Annotated in this window: 20 protein-coding genes; 15 read left to right on the top strand and 5 right to left on the bottom strand. The window is 72.0% G+C overall.

Going from position 1 to position 17,799, the window contains the following annotated elements; translation table 11 throughout:
* Window positions 1–64: 64 nt before the first annotated feature.
* From FB471_RS15395 to FB471_RS15340, 12 genes are all read left to right on the top strand, one after another.
* Window positions 65–1,597: a bifunctional uroporphyrinogen-III C-methyltransferase/uroporphyrinogen-III synthase gene (locus FB471_RS15395; protein ID WP_141999011.1), complete on the top strand. Its 1,533-nt coding sequence runs from the start codon at window positions 65–67 to the stop codon at window positions 1,595–1,597.
* 31 nt (window positions 1,598–1,628) lie between these two features.
* Entirely contained in the window at window positions 1,629–2,609 is a 981-nt protein-coding gene (gene hemB / locus FB471_RS15390) for a porphobilinogen synthase (RefSeq protein ID WP_141999009.1), read from the top strand.
* A 10-nt stretch (window positions 2,610–2,619) separates the two neighbouring features.
* Entirely contained in the window at window positions 2,620–3,147 is a 528-nt protein-coding gene (locus FB471_RS15385; RefSeq protein ID WP_141999007.1) for a hypothetical protein, read from the top strand.
* Window positions 3,144–3,593, top strand: coding sequence for a DUF3093 family protein (locus FB471_RS15380; RefSeq protein WP_141999005.1), 450 nt, complete (start codon window positions 3,144–3,146; stop codon window positions 3,591–3,593). The genes FB471_RS15385 and FB471_RS15380 overlap by 4 nt, the downstream gene beginning before the upstream one ends.
* Window positions 3,594–3,604: 11 nt before the next feature.
* Complete coding sequence (locus tag FB471_RS15375) at window positions 3,605–3,955, top strand: hypothetical protein (protein WP_141999003.1); 351 nt, start codon at window positions 3,605–3,607, stop codon at window positions 3,953–3,955.
* Between the two features lie 117 nt (window positions 3,956–4,072).
* Window positions 4,073–5,380 (top strand): glutamate-1-semialdehyde 2,1-aminomutase, encoded by a 1,308-nt coding sequence (gene hemL, locus FB471_RS15370; RefSeq protein ID WP_141999001.1) that lies wholly within the window; start codon window positions 4,073–4,075, stop codon window positions 5,378–5,380.
* An 88-nt stretch (window positions 5,381–5,468) separates the two neighbouring features.
* Window positions 5,469–6,098, top strand: a complete 630-nt coding sequence (locus tag FB471_RS15365; RefSeq protein WP_141998999.1) for a histidine phosphatase family protein — start codon at window positions 5,469–5,471, stop codon at window positions 6,096–6,098.
* Complete coding sequence (locus tag FB471_RS15360; protein WP_141998997.1) at window positions 6,095–6,676, top strand: TlpA disulfide reductase family protein; 582 nt, start codon at window positions 6,095–6,097, stop codon at window positions 6,674–6,676. The genes FB471_RS15365 and FB471_RS15360 overlap by 4 nt, the downstream gene beginning before the upstream one ends.
* A 240-nt stretch (window positions 6,677–6,916) precedes the next feature.
* Window positions 6,917–7,690 (top strand): cytochrome c biogenesis CcdA family protein, encoded by a 774-nt coding sequence (locus FB471_RS15355; protein WP_141998995.1) that lies wholly within the window; start codon window positions 6,917–6,919, stop codon window positions 7,688–7,690.
* A gap of 77 nt (window positions 7,691–7,767) precedes the next feature.
* Complete coding sequence (gene resB / locus FB471_RS15350) at window positions 7,768–9,276, top strand: cytochrome c biogenesis protein ResB (protein WP_142001971.1); 1,509 nt, start codon at window positions 7,768–7,770, stop codon at window positions 9,274–9,276.
* Window positions 9,276–10,253 (top strand): c-type cytochrome biogenesis protein CcsB, encoded by a 978-nt coding sequence (gene ccsB / locus FB471_RS15345; protein ID WP_141998993.1) that lies wholly within the window; start codon window positions 9,276–9,278, stop codon window positions 10,251–10,253. The genes resB and ccsB overlap by 1 nt, the downstream gene beginning before the upstream one ends.
* 179 nt (window positions 10,254–10,432) lie before the next feature.
* Window positions 10,433–11,695 (top strand): MinD/ParA family ATP-binding protein, encoded by a 1,263-nt coding sequence (locus FB471_RS15340; RefSeq protein WP_141998991.1) that lies wholly within the window; start codon window positions 10,433–10,435, stop codon window positions 11,693–11,695.
* On the opposite strand, the gene FB471_RS15335 is transcribed toward FB471_RS15340, so the two are convergent.
* Together FB471_RS15335 and FB471_RS15330 are read right to left on the bottom strand one after the other, a co-directional pair.
* A complete protein-coding gene (locus FB471_RS15335; RefSeq protein ID WP_141998989.1) occupies window positions 11,692–11,898 on the bottom strand; it encodes a hypothetical protein in 207 nt (68 codons plus the stop codon). The two genes, FB471_RS15340 and FB471_RS15335, sit on opposite strands and share 4 nt — an antisense overlap.
* Window positions 11,899–12,016: 118 nt before the next feature.
* A complete protein-coding gene (locus FB471_RS15330; protein WP_141998987.1) occupies window positions 12,017–12,229 on the bottom strand; it encodes a BldC family transcriptional regulator in 213 nt (70 codons plus the stop codon).
* Window positions 12,230–12,388: 159 nt separating this feature from the next.
* Here FB471_RS15330 and FB471_RS15325 point away from each other — a divergent pair, with 159 nt between their 5' ends.
* Genes FB471_RS15325 through cds1 form a run of 3 tightly spaced genes read left to right on the top strand, consistent with a single transcriptional unit; the run spans window position 12,389 to window position 14,317 of the window.
* Window positions 12,389–12,871: an Lrp/AsnC family transcriptional regulator gene (locus FB471_RS15325; RefSeq protein WP_141998985.1), complete on the top strand. Its 483-nt coding sequence runs from the start codon at window positions 12,389–12,391 to the stop codon at window positions 12,869–12,871.
* 10 nt (window positions 12,872–12,881) lie between these two features.
* Entirely contained in the window at window positions 12,882–13,238 is a 357-nt protein-coding gene (locus tag FB471_RS15320; RefSeq protein WP_246076420.1) for a DUF4229 domain-containing protein, read from the top strand.
* Complete coding sequence (cds1, locus tag FB471_RS15315) at window positions 13,235–14,317, top strand: L-cysteine desulfhydrase Cds1 (protein ID WP_141998981.1); 1,083 nt, start codon at window positions 13,235–13,237, stop codon at window positions 14,315–14,317. The genes FB471_RS15320 and cds1 overlap by 4 nt, the downstream gene beginning before the upstream one ends.
* 3 nt (window positions 14,318–14,320) lie before the next feature.
* Here the strand turns inward: cds1 and FB471_RS15310 are convergent, their stop codons facing one another.
* The 3 genes from FB471_RS15310 to menE form a co-directional block, all read right to left on the bottom strand.
* Window positions 14,321–15,196: a 1,4-dihydroxy-2-naphthoate polyprenyltransferase gene (locus FB471_RS15310; RefSeq protein WP_141998978.1), complete on the bottom strand. Its 876-nt coding sequence runs from the start codon at window positions 15,194–15,196 to the stop codon at window positions 14,321–14,323.
* A gap of 42 nt (window positions 15,197–15,238) precedes the next feature.
* Window positions 15,239–16,438 carry a hypothetical protein gene (locus FB471_RS15305; RefSeq protein ID WP_141998976.1) on the bottom strand — a complete coding sequence of 400 codons (1,200 nt, stop codon included), beginning with the start codon at window positions 16,436–16,438 and terminating at the stop codon, window positions 15,239–15,241.
* Between the two features lie 147 nt (window positions 16,439–16,585).
* Window positions 16,586–17,743, bottom strand: a complete 1,158-nt coding sequence (gene menE / locus FB471_RS15300; RefSeq protein ID WP_141998974.1) for an o-succinylbenzoate--CoA ligase — start codon at window positions 17,741–17,743, stop codon at window positions 16,586–16,588.
* Window positions 17,744–17,799 lie beyond the last annotated feature (56 nt).

Genomic DNA, 17,799 nt, shown 5'->3' with positions numbered 1-17,799 from the left:
CGCAAGGTAGGTAAAGGCCGTCCGGCTGCGTCGCCACGGCCGCTGACGAGGAGAAATACACGAGATGACCCGCGCACGAAAGTCCACCGGGCGCGTCGCCTTCGTGGGCTCGGGCCCCGGCGACGCCGGGCTGCTGACCGTTCGCGCCCAGGAGCTGCTGGCCAAGGCCGAGCTGGTGGTGACCGACCCCGATGTGCCCTCCACCGCGCTCGCCTACGCCGGTGCCGAGGCCGAGGTGCGTCCCGCCGTCGGCGAGCCGGGCGATGTCGCCAAGGACCTCGCGGCCGAGGCCAAGGCGGGCAGGCTGGTGCTGCGCCTTGTCGGCGGCGACCCGCTGACCCAGCCGGCCGTCGTGGCCGAGGTACAGGCGGTGGCGCGCACCAGCGCCGTGTTCGACGTGGTGCCCGGGGTCTCGCCCGGCGCCGCCGTGCCCGCCTACGCCGGGGTCGCGCTCGGCGGCACGCACACCGAGGTGGACGCGCGCGGGGAGGTGGACTGGGCCGCGCTGGCGACCGTGCCCGGCCCGCTGGTGCTGCACGCCACCTCCAGCCACCTCGCCGAGGCGGCCTCCGCGCTGGTCGACAAGGGGCAGCCCGCGGACACCCCGGTCGCGGTGACCTGCAACGGCACGATCAACACCCAGCGCACCGTGGACAGCACGCTGGGCACCCTCTCCGCCGACGCCGGTGAGCTGGTCGGCCCGCTGGTGGTGACCATCGGCGAGGAGGCGGGCAACCGCTCGAAGCTGTCCTGGTGGGAGTCCCGCGCGCTGTACGGCTGGAAGGTGCTGGTGCCGCGGACCAAGGAGCAGGCGGGCGACATGGCCGAGCGGCTGCGCAGCCACGGCGCCACCTCGCAGGAGGTGCCCACCATCTCGGTGGAGCCGCCGCGTAGCCCGGCGCAGATGGAGCGCTCGGTCAAGGGGCTCGTGGACGGCCGCTACCAGTGGCTGGTGTTCACCTCCACCAACGCGGTGCGTGCGGTGTGGGAGAAGTTCGAGGAGTTCGGCCTGGACGCCCGCGCGTTCTCCGGGGTGAAGATCGCCTGTGTCGGCGAGGCCACCGCGGAGAAGGTGCGCTCCTTCGGCATCATCCCGGAGCTGGTGCCCTCCGGCGAGCAGTCCAGCGAGGGCCTGCTCGCGGAGTTCCCGCCCTACGACGACGTGCTGGACCCGGTGGACCGGGTGCTGCTGCCGCGCGCGGACATCGCCACCGAGACCCTGTCGGCCGGCCTCAGCGACCGGGGCTGGGAGATCGACGACGTGACGGCGTACCGGACCGTGCGGGCCGCGCCGCCGCCTGCCGAGACCCGCGAGATGATCAAGACCGGCGGGTTCGACGCGGTATGCTTCACCTCCTCCTCCACGGTGCGCAACCTGGTCGGGATCGCGGGCAAGCCGCATGCCCGCACCCTGGTGGCCTGCATCGGTCCGAAGACCGCGGAGACCGCGACCGAGTTCGGCCTGCGGGTGGACGTGCAGCCGGAGCACCCGAACGTGGTCATGCTGGTGGACGCGCTGGCCGAGCACGCCTCCCGGCTGCGCGCCGAGGGCGCCCTCCCTCCACCCCGCAAGGCCAAGCGCACCCGCCGCACCTGACCGGCCGCCGCGCGGGGAGTACCGTGCGGGGGTGTTTCCCGAACATCGTCCACGACGGCTTCGCGTCAGCCCGGCCATGCGACGGCTGGTCAGCGAGACCACCCTGCGTCCGCGCCAGCTGATCCTGCCCATGTTCGTCGCCGAGGGGGCGAGCGGGCCGCGCCCGATCAGCAGCATGCCGGGCGTGGTGCAGCACACGAGGGACTCGTTGCGCGCGGCGGCTGTGGACGCCGTGCGGGCCGGGGTCGGCGGGCTGATGGTCTTCGGGGTGCCCAGCACGAGGGACGCCATTGGCTCCGGGGCCACCGACGAGCGGGGCATCCTCAACCTTGCCCTCGCCGACCTGCGGGCCGAGCTCGGGGACGACACCGTGCTGATGGCCGACACCTGCCTGGACGAGTTCACCGACCACGGACACTGCGGGGTGCTGGACGAGCGCGGCGCGGTGGACAACGACGCCACCCTGGACCGCTACGCGGCGATGGCGCTCGCCCAGGCCGAGGCCGGGGCGCACCTGCTCGGCCCGAGCGGGATGATGGACGGCCAGGTGGGCGTGATCCGTCGCGCGCTGGACGGCGCCGGGTACCCCGACACCGGAATCCTCGCCTACTCGGCCAAGTACGCCAGCGCGTTCTACGGCCCGTTCCGCGAGGCGGTGGACTCCCAGCTGCAGGGGGACCGCAAGACCTACCAGCAGGACTCCGGTAACGCCAGGGAGGCACTGCGGGAGATCGAGCTGGACGTCGCCGAGGGCGCGGACATCGTGATGATCAAGCCCGCGCTGTCCTATTTGGACGTTGTGCGGGCGGCGGCGGAGACAGCACCGGTGCCGGTGGCCGCGTACAACATCTCCGGCGAGTACGCGATGGTCGAGGCGGCGGCCGCGAACGGCTGGCTGGACCGCGAGCGCACCGTGCTCGAGGTGCTGACCTCGATCCGCAGGGCGGGCGCGGACCTGGTGCTGACCTACTGGGCCGCGGAGGCGGCGGCATGGCTGGACCGGGACCGCTAGGCTGCCCGGCGTGAGTACCCCGGAGGAGTCGGACGACCAGCGGCGCGCGGACGGGCTACCGCCCGCGCCACGCCTGCCCGGCGACGCGCCGAAGGAGGTGAACCCGCCGCGGGTGGTGAACATCTCCTTCGGCCTGTGGGTCGGGTCGGGCCTTTCGATGGTCGCCGGCTACGTGCTGACCCTGGTCAGTAAGGACCAGATCATCGAGCAACTGCTCGAGCAGACCAGGGACGACCGGATCACCCCCGCGGACATGGCCTCCGGAACCACCACCTTCCTCTGGGCCGTGCTGGTCGGCTCGATCGCCTTCGCCGCGCTGTTCGTGCTGTTCGCGTACAAGGCGCGGGAGGGGACCCGGTCGGCCCGCTCGGTGCTCACCGTGCTGGCCGTGGTGACCATGCTCTTCCAGTTCGTCCTGTTCGGGCACGTCATCTTCGCCACCCTGTCCACGCTGCTCGCGGTCGCCGCGCTGGTGCTGATGTACCTGCCGAGCGTCGCGTACTACTTCCCGAAGCTGCCCCGGTCCCCGCTCCGATGACCGAACCGGCTGCGGAGACCACGATCTACCACGAGCCCGGCGCCGGCGGTGCCCCGCTGCTGTGGGGGCCGGCTTTCGCGCTGGCCGGTTACCTCGCCGAGTTGTCGCTCGGCGGGCCCACACACATCTTCGCCTGGGTGCTGGTCGGGGTGGTGCTGCTGTTGCTCAGCGCGGCGTGGGTGTACGCGCGGCGGCGTTTCCTGCTGGTCCGGGTCACTCCGAGCATGTTGTGGCAGGGCAGGGAGACGCTGCCGGTGGCGCGGATCGCCGAGCTGGCCGAGATCGACGCCCCGCTCGGCACCCGGGTGCTCGGCGGCGGCTGGACCGTCCCGCGCAAGTACACCGAGGTGCCGGTCCGGCTGGACGACGGATCCTTGGCGCTGGCCTGGGCACGGGACGGCGAGCGGTTGCGCAGCGCGCTTCACGAGGCAAGGAAAGCCGGATAACCTTGCGCTCCATGAACGAGCTCGCCTCCGCGTCGGCGGATGCGCCCGCCTGGCCGGAAGAACCGGAAGACACCCCGGGGCCGCTGCACCAGCCATGGCGGGCGCTGGTCGCGCTGCTCGAGCTGGTTCTCGCCGCGCTGGCCGCCTGGGCGGCGACGGCCTGCTGGTCCAGCGCCATCAGCACGGTCACCACCCGGCTTCCCGACGGCACGGAGCTGACCTCCACGCACTACTCCGGCGACTGGGTCGGCGGCGCGGTCGGCCTGGCCACGCTGGCCGCGATCCTGCTGGTCGACGCCCTGCGGCAGTCGCTGCTCGCGGTTCGTACCCGCCGGCGCAAGCACCGGAAGTACAGGCACTGACAGGGCGTCCGAGCGCTGCCGTGAACTGCGGTGCCGAGAGAGGGACGCGCGTTTCCAGAGAAGCACTGAACCCGGCCGCCGCGCGGTCGGGGTACCCGCCTTTGCCAGACTGGCGGTGTGACACAGCGAGTCGAGCGGTCCAAGTCATGGTTCGAGCGGGCGGAGACGGCCACCCCCGGCGGGGTGAACTCCCCGGTGCGGGCGTTCAGCTCGGTCGGCGGCACGCCCCGGTTCATGGTGCGCGGCGAGGGCGCGCACCTGTGGGATGCCGACGGCAACACCTACGTCGACCTGGTGTCCTCCTGGGGGCCGATGATCCTCGGGCACGCCCATCCGGGGGTGGTCGAGGCCGCCAGGGAGGCGGCGTCCGCGGGGCTGTCCTTCGGCACCCCGACCACCGGCGAGGTCGAGCTGGCCGAGGAGATCATCGGCAGGGTCGACCCGGTGGAGCAGGTGCGGCTGGTGAACTCCGGCACCGAGGCCACCATGAGCGCGATCCGGTTGGCCAGGGCGTTCACCGGGCGCAGCAAGATCATCAAGTTCGCGGGCTGTTACCACGGTCACGTGGACGCGCTGCTGGCGCAGGCCGGATCCGGGGTCGCCACCCTCGGCCTGCCGACCTCGCCGGGCGTCACCGGCACCCAGGCCTCGGACACCATCGTGTTGCCGTACAACGACATCGAGGCCGTCCGGCAGTGTCTCGCGGCCAACCAGGACTCGGTGGCCGCGATCATCACCGAGGCGGCGGCCGGGAACATGGGCGCGGTTCCGCCGCGGGACGGCTTCAACGCCGCGCTGCGCGAGGCCGCGCACGAGCACGGCGCGCTGCTGATCATGGACGAGGTGATGACCGGGTTCCGGGTCTCCCGCTCCGGCTGGTTCGGGCTCGACCTGGTCCCCGGTGACCTCTACACCTTCGGCAAGGTGATGTCCGGTGGGCTGCCGGCCGCGGCCTTCGGCGGCCGTGCCGAGGTGATGGCCAAGCTGGCCCCCAGCGGGCCGGTGTACCAGGCGGGCACGCTGGCGGGGAACCCGGTCGCGGTCGCCGCGGGCCTGGCCACGCTGCGTGCCGCGGACGACGCCGTCTACCGCGCGCTGGACGCCAACTCGCAGCGGCTCGGTGCGCTGCTGGAGCAGGCGCTGACCGGCGCGGGGGTGCCGCACACGGTGTCCTACGCGGGCAACCTGGTCAGCGTGTTCTTCACCGAGCGGCCGGTGCACGACTACCCGGCCGCGGCCGCGGCCGACACCTGGCGGTTCCCGCCGTTCTTCCACGCCCTGCTGGAACGCGGGGTGTACCCACCGCCGAGTGCCTTCGAGGCCTGGTTCGTCAACGCGGCCATGGACGACGCCGCGTTCGAGACGATCGAGGCCGCCCTGCCTGCCGCCGCACGGGCCGCAGCGGCGGCGGGACGCCCGGCATGACACCCCTTGTGTCGACCCGCGGCAGTCAAGGTGACCGCAGAGCGCGCCCTCGGCCGGCGGCCGCGCGCGAAGCCGCGAAGGAGCGAGCGTGACCGAGACGATCGTGCACCTGCTCCGGCACGGCGAGGTACACAATCCCGGTGGTGTGCTGTACGGCAGGTTGCCGGGCTTCCGGCTCTCCGCGACCGGGCGCAAGCAGGCGATCACCGTGGCCGAGGCACTCACCGGCCACCGGATCGCCTATGTGGTGGCCTCGCCGCTGGAGCGGGCGCGGGAGACCGCGGCGCCGATCGCCGACGCGCACCGGCTGGAGGTGGACACCGACGACCGGCTGATCGAGGCGAGCAACCGCTTCGAGGGCCTGCGGGTGGCGGTCGGCGACGGGGCGTTGCGGCAGGTCCGGCACTGGCCCAAACTGCGCAACCCCTTCCGGCCGTCCTGGGGCGAGCCGTACGTGGAGATCGCGCACCGGATGCTGGGCGCGGTGTACCGGGCGCGGGCGAAGGCGGAGGGCTGCGAGGCGCTGTGTGTCTCGCACCAGCTCCCGATCTGGACCCTGCGCCGGTTCGTCGAGGCACGCACGCTCTGGCACGACCCGCGCGGGCGGCAGTGCTCGCTGGCCTCGCTGACCAGCCTGGTGTTCATCGGCGAGGAGCTGGTCGAGGTGGTCTACAGCGAGCCCGCGGGCACGACCGACCCGAGGACGACCGGCGCATGAGACGGTTGCGGACACTGCTCGCCTGCCTGCTCTGCGTCGCGGCCCTCGCCGCCTGCAGCACCGGGGAGGACGCGGTCACCCAGGGCGGCGACTTCGAGTTCGTCTCGCCGGGCGGCGAGGTGGACATCTTCTACGAGGACGCCGACCGGCAGCGGATCCCCGAGCTCACCGGGGAGGACCTGTTCCAGCCCGGTGAGCAGATCTCGGTCGCCGACTACGCGGGCAAGGTGGTCGTGCTGAACATCTGGGGGCAGTGGTGCGACCCCTGCCGCGCCGAGGCACCGGAGATGCAGAAGTTGTACGAGCAGACGAGGGACGAGGGCGTGCAGGTGCTCGGCCTGGACGTACGGGAGACCGACCGCGCCGCCCCGCAGGACTTCATGCGCAACCGGGGCCTCACCTACCCCTCGATCTACGACGAGTCCGGGCGTTCGATGCTGGCCCTGCGTGGCTACCCACGTAACGCTGTGCCCTCCACCATCGTGGTGGACAAGCGGCAGCGGGTGGCCGCGGTCTTCCTGCGCGCGCTGCTGGCCGAGGACCTGCTGCCGGTGGTACGCAGGCTGGCGGCGGAGTGACCGGGCACCCACCGGGGACAGGAGATTTATGCGAAAGAGGGTTATGCACAGCTGGACGTGCGGCTGCCGTTCGTCGCTCACCTCGTATCCAGGCCCCACGAGCCACCCCTACTGCGGCGGAAAAGCATGCCGCAGCGGGGGCCCTTCCCCGCAAGCTTCGGGCGGCCCTCGTCGCCTGGATTGTGCATAACCCTCCGGGCCCGGCGGCCTCACCCGGAGTTCACTCCTTACCCTGATCGAGTGGACCCCGTGACCGAGCTGGCGACCTCAGGGCCGCTGCTGCTCGCGGCCGGCGTGGCCCTGCTGGCGGGCACGATCTCCTTCGCGTCCCCGTGTGTCGTCCCGCTCGTCCCCGGTTACCTGGCTTACCTCGCCGCGCTGGTCGGCGCGGACGCGCCGGCCGTGGACGCGGAGGAGCAGCGCAAGCGGGGCCGGTACGCCGTCGTCGGCGCGGCCGCGCTGTTCGTGCTCGGCTTCACCGTGGTGTTCGCCGCCGGGGTGGGCAGCCTGATCTGGCTCGCCGACGCGCTGCTGATCAACCAGGAACTCCTGCAACGCCTCGGTGGGGTGGTCACCATCGCGATGGCGCTGGTGTTCCTCGGTCGCATCCGGCCGCTGCAGAAGGAGGCCCGGCTGCACAAGGTGCCGCGGGGCGGGCTGTGGGGCGCCCCGCTGCTTGGCGCCGTGTTCGGGCTCGGCTGGACCCCGTGCATCGGTCCCACCCTGTCCGGTGTGCTGGTGCTGGCCACCGCCAGCGGTCAGACCGGCGCCCGCGGGATGCTGCTGGTGCTCGTCTACTGCCTCGGCCTCGGCCTGCCGTTCCTGCTGATCGCCCTCGGCGCGCGCTGGGCGGTGCGGGCCACCGGCTGGGTCCGCCGCAACGGCCGGTACGTGCAGATCGCCGGCGGGGCACTGCTGTTCGTCGTGGGCGTGCTGCTGGTCACCGGGCTGTGGGGCGAGCTGGTCGGCTGGATGCGGGACGCCTTCATCTCCGACACGGAGCTGCCACTGTGACCTCCACGACGGCCACCCACTCCCGCGCCCGCCGCGCGCTCGCCTTCGCCCGCAACACCTGGCGCGGGCTGACCTCGATGCGCACGGCGCTGATCCTGCTGTTCCTGCTGGCACTGGCGGCGATGCCCGGTGCGCTGCTCCCGCAGCGGCAGCTCAACGCGCCCAAGACCCGGGAGTACATCGCGCAACACGGCTGGTGGGGCGAGCTGCTGGACCGGTTGCAGTTCTTCGACGTCTACTCCAGCGTCTGGTTCTCCGCGATCTACCTGCTGCTGATGGTCTCGCTGGTGGGCTGCCTCGCCCCGCGCAGCGTGGAGTACCTGCGGTCGATGCGCGCCGAGCCGGTGCTCACCCCGCGCAACCTGGCCCGGCTGCCGCACCACCGGCAGGTCCGGCTGGACGCGAGCGTGGACGAGGTGCTGGCCGCGGCGAACACCCGGCTGCGTGGTTGGCGCAGCCGGGAGCGCGCGGAGGGCGAGGGTGTACGCAGCATCAGCGCCGAGCGCGGGTATCTCAGGGAGACCGGCAACCTGCTGTTCCACTTCGGCATGCTCGGCCTGATCGTGGCCTTCGCGCTGGGCAAGATGTACTTCTACGAGGGGCAGGTCATCGTCCACGCGGACGGCCAGACCTTCTGCAACGCCGGGATCTACAACTACGACTCGTTCAACCCCGGGCTGCGGGTGGACGGCACCGAGCTCACCCCGTTCTGCGTCAGGGTGAACGACTTCGCCGCGGAGTACACCTCGAAAGGGCAGCCGGAGCAGTACCGGGCCGCCGTCGAGTACCAGTCCGGAAATGATCTGGAGACCGGCACCTGGCGGCCATACCAGCTCGAGGTCAACGACCCGCTGCGCACCGCGGGCGACCGGGTCTACCTGCTCGGCCACGGGTACGCACCGATCTTCACGGTGACCTTCCCGGACGGCAGCGTGCGATCCCAGGCCATCCAGTGGCGCCCGGTGGACCAGTCCACCCTGCTGTCCGAGGGGGCGACCAAGTTCGAGCCGCCCGGGATCACCGATCCGGAGCAGCGGCGGGACCGGCAGCTCGCCGTCACCGGCCTGTTCGCGCCGACCAAGCTGATGCATGGCGGCGTGCTCAGTTCGGCGAGCCCTGAGCTGACCGATCCCGGGGCCGCGGTGGACGTGATGCGAGGGGACCTCGGGTTGAGCTCCGGCCGCGGCCAGTCCATCTTCGAGATCGACCAGTCCATGGTGGACAGTGGAAGGCTGGAGCGGGTGGCGCGGGAGAACCTGGATCCCGGCGAGCAGATCCGCCTTGACGACGGCACCGTGGTCCGCTTCGACGGGGTGAAACGCTGGGTGTCCCTGCAGGTCTCGCACGACCCCACGCAGCTGTGGGTACTCGGCTTCGCGATCGCGATGTTCCTTGGTCTCGGCGCATCGCTGCTGGTCAAACGGCGTCGGGTGTGGGTGCGAGCGACCCCTGTCACCGGCGAGGATGGACAACGACATACTGTAGTAGAAATCGGCGGGCTCGCCCGTACCGATCAGGCTGGGTACGGCGAGGAGTTCACCCGGATCGCGGACGAGATCGCTGGCACCGAAAGAGGGAACAGCTGATGCCGGTCACCGAGACGTTGTCGCAGTACAGCGACCTCTCCTACACCACGGCCGTGGCCGTGTACCTGCTGGCGATGATCTTCTTCCTGGTCGAGCAGTCCTTCGGGCGCCAGGGGGTGCAGGCGGCGCAGCGCACGAGGGAACGGGCGAAGGAGCTGGTCGGCGCCGGTGCGCCGGTGGCAACCGAACCCACGCCCGCCGCCCCGGCCCCGCCGGCCCGGCGTGGCCGGATCGCGCGGATCGGCCGGATGGGCGCCGCGCTCACCGTGCTCGGCGCGCTGCTGCACCTGACCGCGCTGGTGCTGCGCGGGCTGGCCACCAGCCGGGTGCCCTGGGGAAACATGTACGAGTACATCATGGCGGTCTGCCTGATCGCCGTGGTGACCTGGCTGGTGGTGCTGCGGAAGAACCCGGTCCGCCACCTCTCCGCCTTCGTGCTGCTGCCGGTCGTGATCCTGATGTTCGTCGGCGGCACCATGCTGTACGCCGAGGCGGCGCCGGTGCAGCCCGCGCTGCAGTCCTACTGGCTCGTCATCCACGTCTCGGCCGCCGCGGCCTCCTCCGGGGTGTTCCTGGTGCCGGGTATCGCCAGCCTGCTGTACCTGGTCCGCTCCCGGCACGAGCACGACCCGGCCAGGTTCGCGCGGTTCGGTCCGCGCCTGCCCGCGCTCGAGGTGCTGGACCGCGTCGCCTACCGCACCACGGTGTTCGCCTTCCCGGTGTTCACCTTCGGCGTGCTCTGTGGCGCGATCTGGGCCGAGGCGGCCTGGGGCCGGTTCTGGGGCTGGGACCCGAAGGAGACCGTCGCCTTCGTGGCCTGGGTGGTCTACGCCGCCTACCTGCACTCGCGGGCGACCGCGGGCTGGCGCGGTACCCGGGCGGCGGTGATCAACGTGGTCGGCTTCGCGGTGACCGTGTTCAACCTGTTCTTCATCAACCTGGTGACCACCGGCCTGCACTCCTACGCGGGGGTATGACCCGGCCCGGTTCGACCGGGGAGGGGACGGCGACTACCGTCGCGACTGGCGGCACGGCGACCGTGCCGGACGAGGAGCTGTTGCAGAAGGTGCCTGCACGAGGTGCTGCGTGGGCGCGCACCCGTGGCCGGAGACAGCGCGCCTTTTTGACACAGCCGAGCGATGGAGGATCGACTGCGGTGACCGAACCCAACGAGGAGGTGGCGCGCGGCCACGGAGCAGGTGCGGAGGGCGACCAGGGGTACTTCTCCGAGGAGCGCACCGACTCGACACCGCACCCCGCCGCCCCGCCGCCGGGCGCGACCCAGCCCGCGCCCGCGCCACCACCGGCGCCGCCGAACTACTACACCGAGGCCACGCCTTCCGGTCCCCAGCAGCCGCCGCCGTACCAGCCGCAGTACGACCCGAACCTGCCCCCGCTGCATCCGCCGCAGTACCAGCAACAGCCCGGCGCCGCCGGGCAGCAGATACCGCCGGTTCCGACCGGAAGGCACGCGCTGGCCGGCGGCAACGACCTGACCTCGGCGCAGCTGGTGAAGCGGATGAAGCGGCGCCCGCAGTCCGGCTGGCGCAAGGCGGTGTACGCGGGTACCGGCGGCCTGATCAATCCGGGGGAGAGCCCCGCCGACCGCAGGCGCAGGGAGCTGATCTCCCGGGTGAACCAGCCACTGCGCGGCTGCTACAAGATCGCGATGCTGAGCCTCAAGGGCGGCGTCGGCAAGACCACCACCACGACCACCCTCGGCTCCACCTTCGCCTCCCTGCGCGGCGACCGGGTGGTGGCCGTGGATGCCAACCCTGATCGCGGCACGCTGTCCCAGAAGATCCCGATCGAGACCACCGCGACCGTGCGGCATCTGCTGCGGGACGCGGACAAGATCACCCGGTACAGCGATGTGCGGTCCTACACCTCACAGGGCGCGAGCCGGCTGGAGATCCTCGCCAGCGAGCAGGACCCCGCGGTGTCCGAGGCGTTCTCCGAGGACGACTACCGGCGTGCGGTAAACCTGCTGGAGCACTTCTACAACATCGTGCTCACCGACTGCGGGACCGGGCTGATGCACTCGGCGATGAAGGGTGTGCTGGACGTCGCGGACGCGCTGGTGATCGTGTCCTCCGGCTCGGTGGACGGGGCCCGTAGCGCCTCGGCGACGCTCGACTGGCTGGATGCGCACGGCTACGGTGACCTGGTCAAACGTTCGGTCGCGGTGATCAACTCGGTGCGGCCGAAGGGCGGGTCGGTCGACCTGGACAAGCTGTCCGCGCACTTCGGGGCGCGTACCCGCGGGGTGTGCAAGATCCCGTTCGACCCGCATCTCGAGGAGGGCGCGGAGATCGAGCTGGACCGGTTGCAGTCCGGCACCCGGCTCGCGTTGCTCGAACTCGCCGCGACCGTGGCGGACGCCTTTCCGAACGACCGCCACGGACGCCAGCAGGTCTAGCTGTTGTTCTCGTCGTCCCGCGGCTTGCGACGCTGCTCCTCGGCCAACTTGCGGAGGAAGTCAGGGTCGTCGTCGGGAGCGACCGGAGCCTGCCGGATGGGCCGTGTCGGCCGCGAGGGCACGCCAACACGTTCCGAACCGAACGCCTTCCACAACAGTATGGCGACGGTGACCGTCCCGACTATCGCGAGCAAGTACAACATGCTCGCTCCCTTCCAACCTGTCCGCTGCGTCCCCCTGCACCCCGAGGTTAACCTTTTTGTCGGTTTCATGGGTGCCGGGTGTCGCCAAGCCTGTCACAACGCAGCGGCGTCGGCCGCCTTACAGTTGCTGGGCCGGCTCGCCCGCGTCGGTGGTGAGCTCGGCGAGCAGCTCGTTCACCTCGGCTTCCCGGAACCGGCGGTGCCCGCCGGGGGTGCGGATGGAGCCGATTCGGCCCGCCGTGGCCCAGCGGGTCACGGTTTTCGGGTCGACCCGGAACAATGCGGCGACTTCACCGGGTGTGAGCAGCCGTCCTCCCACGGTTGCGGTCACTTTCCGCCTCCTTCGGATCCAGATCGCTGACGTGGCAATCGTGGCATCCACACCTTCGGGTACTCGAACGGTTGTCGAAGAGTAAAGAGGTAGTAAGGGACAAATCGGGCTCCGTTGGCGGGCGGCCAACCGGCTGAAAGCTGCCGTTAAGCTGAGGGTGTGGACCAGCTCGATCGCAAGATCATCGCCGAGCTGCGGCAGAACGGCAGGGCGACCTATGCCGAGCTCGGCCGCCTCGTCGGCCTGTCCGCCTCCTCGGTGCACGAGCGGGTCGGCAAGCTCGAGGCGGCCGGCGTGATCACCGGGTACCACGCGGTGGTCGACCCGAGAACCGTCGGCCTCGGGGTGACCGCGCTGGTCGGCATCCAGCCCACCGACACCGCCGCGGACGAGGACGTGGCCGAGGCGCTCGGCAGCCTGGAGGAGGTGGAGAGCTGCTACGCGGTGGCCGGCGACGAGGCGTTCGTGGTGAAGGTGCGGGTGCCCACCGTGGACGAGCTGGAGCACACGCTGGGCAGGCTGCGCCGGATCGACGGCGTGGCTCGCACGCAGACCACCGTGGTGCTGTCCACCCGGTTCGAGGGCAGGCCGAACAACACCGGGCTGGACCGGGGCACCGAAGCGGGCGATGGCGGCGCGTAACCTCGCACCCGTGGACGACACGCGGGAGGAGCGGCAGGAGCCGAGCGGGCAACTCGCCCGGGACCTGACCCTGTACCTGGTGGCGCGGTTCGCGCTGGTCGGCGCGGTCGCGGCGATCCTCGCCCTGCTCGGCGTGCCACTGCTGGTGGCGGTGCTGGTCGGTCTGGTCACCGGGCTGCCGATCGGCATGCTGCTGTTGCGCGGACTGAACGCGCGGGTCACCGCCGGGCTGGCCGCGCGCAACGAGCGCAGGGCTCGGGAGCGGGCCCGGCTGCGGGCGCAGCTGCGCGGCGAGGACCCGCCCGAGGACGAGGACCCCCGGCGGGACGAGGCGGGTTCCGACGGCCCCGATGCCGAGGGTCGATGAGCGCTTCGCACAGCCGGGCCTGGGTACGCGAGGCCGTCCGGATCATCGAGGCCGACGCCAACCGCAGTGCCGACACCCACCTGCATGTCTTCCCGCTGCCCCGGGAATGGGGGATCGACCTCTACCTCAAGGACGAGTCGGTGCACCCCACCGGCTCGCTGAAGCACCGGCTGGCCCGGTCGCTGCTGCTGTACGGGCTGGTGAACGGGCAGATCGGGCCGGAGACCGTGCTGATCGAGGCCTCCAGCGGTTCGACCGCGGTCTCCGAGGCCTACTTCGCGCGGATGCTCGGGCTGGAGTTCGTCACCGTGGTGCCGCGCAGCACCAGCAAGGAGAAGGTGGCGCTGATCGAGTTCTACGGCGGGCGCTGCCATTTCGTGGACCGGCCGCCGGAGATCTACACCGAGGCCGAGCGGCTCGCCAGCGAGTGCAACGGGCACTACCTCGACCAGTTCACCTACGCGGAGCGGGCCACCGACTGGCGGGGCAACAACAACATCGCCGAGTCGGTGTTCGCCCAGCTGCGTTCCGAGCGACACCCGGTGCCGTCCTGGATCGTGGTCGGCGCGGGTACCGGCGGTACCAGCGCCACCTTCGGCCGGTACGTGCGGTACCGGCGGCACACCACCAAGATCGCCGTGGTCGATCCGGAGAACTCCTCGTTCTACGGGGCGTGGGAGACCGGGGCGATGGACTACTGCACCGGCATGCCCTCCCGGATCGAGGGGATCGGCCGCCCCCGGGTCGAGCCCTCCTTCGTGCCCTGGGTGATCGACGAGATGTTCCAGGTGCCCGACGCGGGTTCGCTGGCCGCGATCAGGGTGCTGCGCGAGCGCACCGGGCACTGGGCGGGCGGCTCCACCGGGACGAACCTGTACGGCGCGTTCCAGCTGATCGCGCGGATGCTGGCCGAGGGGCGGACCGGCAGCGTGGTCACCCTGCTCTGTGACAGCGGCGACCGGTACACCCACACCTACTACGACGACGCCTGGGTGGCCGCGCAGAGTCTGGACCTCGCCCCGCACCGCGCGGTCGTCGAGCGTTTCCTGGACACCGGGCGGTGGCTGCCCGAGCCGTAGGGGTCACCCGCTCAGTGCCAGCCCCGCGCCCAGCAACACGGCCAGCGCCAGCATGGCGAAGCCGGTGTCCCGCAGCACCGGGATCAGCGCCGGTCCGGTGCTCCCGCCCAGTATCACGCGCAGCGGCTTGACCAGCAGGGCGGCGGCGGGCAGGCCGAGCAGTGCGAGCGGGTGCGCCACCCCGAGCGCGATGGTGATCGCGAACGGGACCACGGCCAGCACCAGGTACAGCCGCCGGGTGCCGGTGTCGCCGAGCCGCACGGCCAGGGTGCGCTTGCCTGCCGCGAGGTCGGTCGGGATGTCCCGGAGGTTGTTCGCGGTCAGTACGGCGGTGGAAAGGCAGCCGATCGCCACGGCGCAGCCCAGCGCCGTCCAGCCGACCTCGCCGGCCTGGACGTAGACCGTGCCCAGTACGGCGGCCAGGCCGAAGAAGCAGAACACGGCGATCTCGCCGAGCCCTGCGTAGCCGTACGGGCGCCTGCCACCGGTGTAGAACCAGGCCCCGGCCAGGCAGAGCGCGCCGAAGGCGAGCAGCCACCAGTGCCCGGTCGTGGCGACCAGCACCAGGCCGAGCACGCCGCCGGTGCCCAGCGCGACCAGCGCCGCCGCCAGCACGGTCCGCGGCGCGGCGGCCCCCGATCCGACCAGGCGCAGCGGACCCACCCGCTCGGCGTCGGTACCGCGGACGCCGTCGGAGTAGTCGTTGGCGAAGTTCACCCCGACGATCAGGCTCAGCGCGACCCCCAGCGCGAGCAGCGACTGCCACCAGCCGAAGGCGCCGAGCTGGATCGCCACCCCGACCCCGGCCAGCACCGGTGCCACCGCGTTCGGCAGCGTCCGCGGCCGGGCCCCCTCGATCCACTCCGCAACAGTCGCCATACCGCCATTCTTTCCGCGGCACCGGCACCCTGGCGGGCGGGGTCAGCAGGCGGCGGGGGCCACCGCGGTGTCGACGTAGGCGCGGGCGACGAACTTGCCGGGGGCGAGGCGGTACCAGAGGTCCGAGGTGCCCTGGGTTCCGCTGACGGACTGCCCGGTCACCTGGCATTCGATGCGTACCTGCGCGTGTCGCGCGGCGAGGCCGACCTGGGCGGCGGAGGACCGCGGGCCGGAGCGCACGTTCAACGGCGTGCTGGAGGTCGCGATCGTGCCCCAGGCGCCGGAACCGGTCCATTCGTAGGTCACGTTCACCCAGGCGTTGTCCCGCAGTCCCAGGCCGTCCCAGAAGGTGCCGTCGGCGAGGTCGATACCCGCCGGGTTGGCCACCCTGCGCCCGAAGCCGTCCCGGCCACCGTTGTAGCCGTCCTGGTACGCCGCCTGCGCCTGCGGCTTGCCCTGCGGGAGGTCGTGCCACATCTGCCGGTCGGCGTTCCAGTAGTCGTCCTTGGTGTTCCACGGCCCGACGTCCCACACCGGCGCCCACTCGCACCGGGCGTCGTCCGAGGTGCACACCTGCACCGTGTAGTTGCCGCTGCCCCGGTTGGCCAGTCCCCGGCGCGAGGGCAGCGCCACGAAGTGGTCCCTGCTCTTGATCACGTGGCCGTTCGCGGTGGTGCCGCCGACCAGGCCCTCCCTGGTGGCGAAGACCCGGTAGGTCCGTTCCCCGGCCGGGGCGCTCGCCTGTACCTCCTCCGCGTTCCACGCGGTGAGGTCGATCTGGCGCACGTCCGGGAACCCGGCGCCGTCCGGCGCGGTCAGCACCAGGCGAGTCTGCACCGACCGGGTGAGCTCCGGCAGCACGGCCGCGGCGTCGGCGGTGATCTCGGCCCACTCGCTCCAGGTGCCGTCGGTGCGCAGCCCGCGCACGTCCACCGCGGCCGCGGTGCCGCCGGGGACGGTCGCGTCCAGCTCGGCGACCACCGTGTTCACCGGCTTGTCCAGTGGCTCGGTCGGGAACTCCTCGATGCTGGTCCGCTCTGGCCGTTGCGCGCTGGCAACCGTGCCGAGCGAACGCGTCGACTGCTCACCCTCCGGGGTGACCGACCAGGTCAGCGTTCCGCTCGCGGGCACAGGTGGCGTCGCGCCCGCGGGTACCGCGAACGTGGCGAGCCCACCGGCCACGCCGGTCGCCACCGCCAGTGCAACGGCCCAACGTCTCGTCCGTGTGGTGGCACCTGACATCGTTGCTTCTCCTTCGGCAGGGCAGAGCGACATCCCCAGTCGCTGCGCGGGCACAGGCCGCCTGGCTAGGTGCAGCCAAAACCGGACAGGGTGATCTGTCAACCAACTGCGCCGAACAGTCGAAAAAAAGCCGACGATAGTAGTCCCCTAGGTGATGCGCCCCCTGAGCGCGGCCCGATCCACCTTGCCCGGCCCACGCAGCGGGAGCTCCGCGACGTACACCAGGCGTTTCGGCACGCAGGCGGCCCCCAGCTCGGCCCGTACCGCCGCCCGCAGCTCGGCCCGCAGGGCCTCGCCCGCGGCAGCCGGGTCGGCGGGCACCACCACGGCCGTGACCGACTCGCCCCACTCCGGATCGGGCAGCCCGAGCACGCAGCAGCCCGCGACCCCCGGCCGGCCCCCGAGCACCCGCTCCACCTCCGCCGCGGACACCTTCACCCCGCCGGTGTTGATCATGTCGTCCGCCCGGCCGAGCACGTCCAGCGCCCCGTCCGGCCCGAGCCTGCCGAGGTCCCCGGTGCGGAACCAGCCATCCGCGAAGACCCGCTCGCTCAGCTCGGGCCGCAGCCGGTAGCCGTGCGCGAGCACCGGGCCGGCGATCTCGATCCGCTCGCCCACCCCGATGCGCACCCGCACCCCGGCCAACGGGACGCCCGCGTACACGCAGCCGCTCGCGGTCTCGCTCATCCCGTAGGCGGGCACGGCCGTGATGCCTGCGTCCCGCGCGGCCACGCGCAGCCGTTCCGGTAGCGCGGCGCCGCCGAGCACGATCGCGTCGAAGCGCGCGGCCGCCGCGGCGGCGGCACCGCCCGCGGCGACCAGCCGGGCGAGCTGGGTGGGCACCAGCGCGGTGTAGTACGGGCCCGGCCCGGTGCACAGCTCCGCCGCGGCCGCGGTGAAGGCGTCCACGTCGAACCCTGCGGAGAGGTCCAGCACCGCGGGCTCCCGCCCGGCCAGTAGCGCGCGGACCAGCACCTGCAACCCGCCGATGTAGTGCGCGGGGGTGGCCAGCAGCCAGCGGCCCGGCCCGCCGAGCCGATCGTGCGTCGCCCGCGCGGAGGCGGTCAACGCCTCGGCGGAGAGCAGCACGCCCTTCCGCGTGCCGGTGGACCCCGAGGTCGGGACGATCACCGCGGTGCCGGGCTCCACCGGCGACTCGGGCCGCATGGCCGTGCGCAGGCGCTCGGCCCCGGGATCGCGGGTGTCCAGTGGCAGCACGGCGGGCCCGCCGCCGAGGGCCTCGGCCAGCGACCGGCTCAGCCGCCCGATCGCCTCCGCGGTCCCGTCCGTCCGCACCTCACGCATGTACCGGCGCCTCCCGCGACATGAACTCCCAGGATAGCCCGCCACGGTTAGGGTCG

This window comes from Amycolatopsis cihanbeyliensis, assembly GCF_006715045.1.
Lineage (GTDB): Bacteria > Actinomycetota > Actinomycetes > Mycobacteriales > Pseudonocardiaceae > Amycolatopsis > Amycolatopsis cihanbeyliensis.
This window is presented reverse-complemented; position numbering and strand designations above follow the sequence as displayed.

What these genes read in the sequence shown, in the direction of transcription:
- FB471_RS15395 (WP_141999011.1), top strand. Translation starts at nt 65, where the DNA reads ATGACCCGCGCACGAAAGTCCACCGGGCGCGTCGCCTTCGTGGGCTCG.
- FB471_RS15380 (WP_141999005.1), top strand. Translation starts at nt 3,144, where the DNA reads ATGACCGAACCGGCTGCGGAGACCACGATCTACCACGAGCCCGGCGCC.
- FB471_RS15375 (WP_141999003.1), top strand. Translation starts at nt 3,605, where the DNA reads ATGAACGAGCTCGCCTCCGCGTCGGCGGATGCGCCCGCCTGGCCGGAA.
- FB471_RS15360 (WP_141998997.1), top strand. Translation starts at nt 6,095, where the DNA reads ATGAGACGGTTGCGGACACTGCTCGCCTGCCTGCTCTGCGTCGCGGCC.
- resB (WP_142001971.1), top strand. Translation starts at nt 7,768, where the DNA reads ATGCGCACGGCGCTGATCCTGCTGTTCCTGCTGGCACTGGCGGCGATG.
- ccsB (WP_141998993.1), top strand. Translation starts at nt 9,276, where the DNA reads ATGCCGGTCACCGAGACGTTGTCGCAGTACAGCGACCTCTCCTACACC.
- FB471_RS15335 (WP_141998989.1), bottom strand. Translation starts at nt 11,898, where the DNA reads ATGTTGTACTTGCTCGCGATAGTCGGGACGGTCACCGTCGCCATACTG.
- cds1 (WP_141998981.1), top strand. Translation starts at nt 13,235, where the DNA reads ATGAGCGCTTCGCACAGCCGGGCCTGGGTACGCGAGGCCGTCCGGATC.
- FB471_RS15310 (WP_141998978.1), bottom strand. Translation starts at nt 15,196, where the DNA reads ATGGCGACTGTTGCGGAGTGGATCGAGGGGGCCCGGCCGCGGACGCTG.
- FB471_RS15305 (WP_141998976.1), bottom strand. Translation starts at nt 16,438, where the DNA reads ATGTCAGGTGCCACCACACGGACGAGACGTTGGGCCGTTGCACTGGCG.
- menE (WP_141998974.1), bottom strand. Translation starts at nt 17,743, where the DNA reads ATGCGTGAGGTGCGGACGGACGGGACCGCGGAGGCGATCGGGCGGCTG.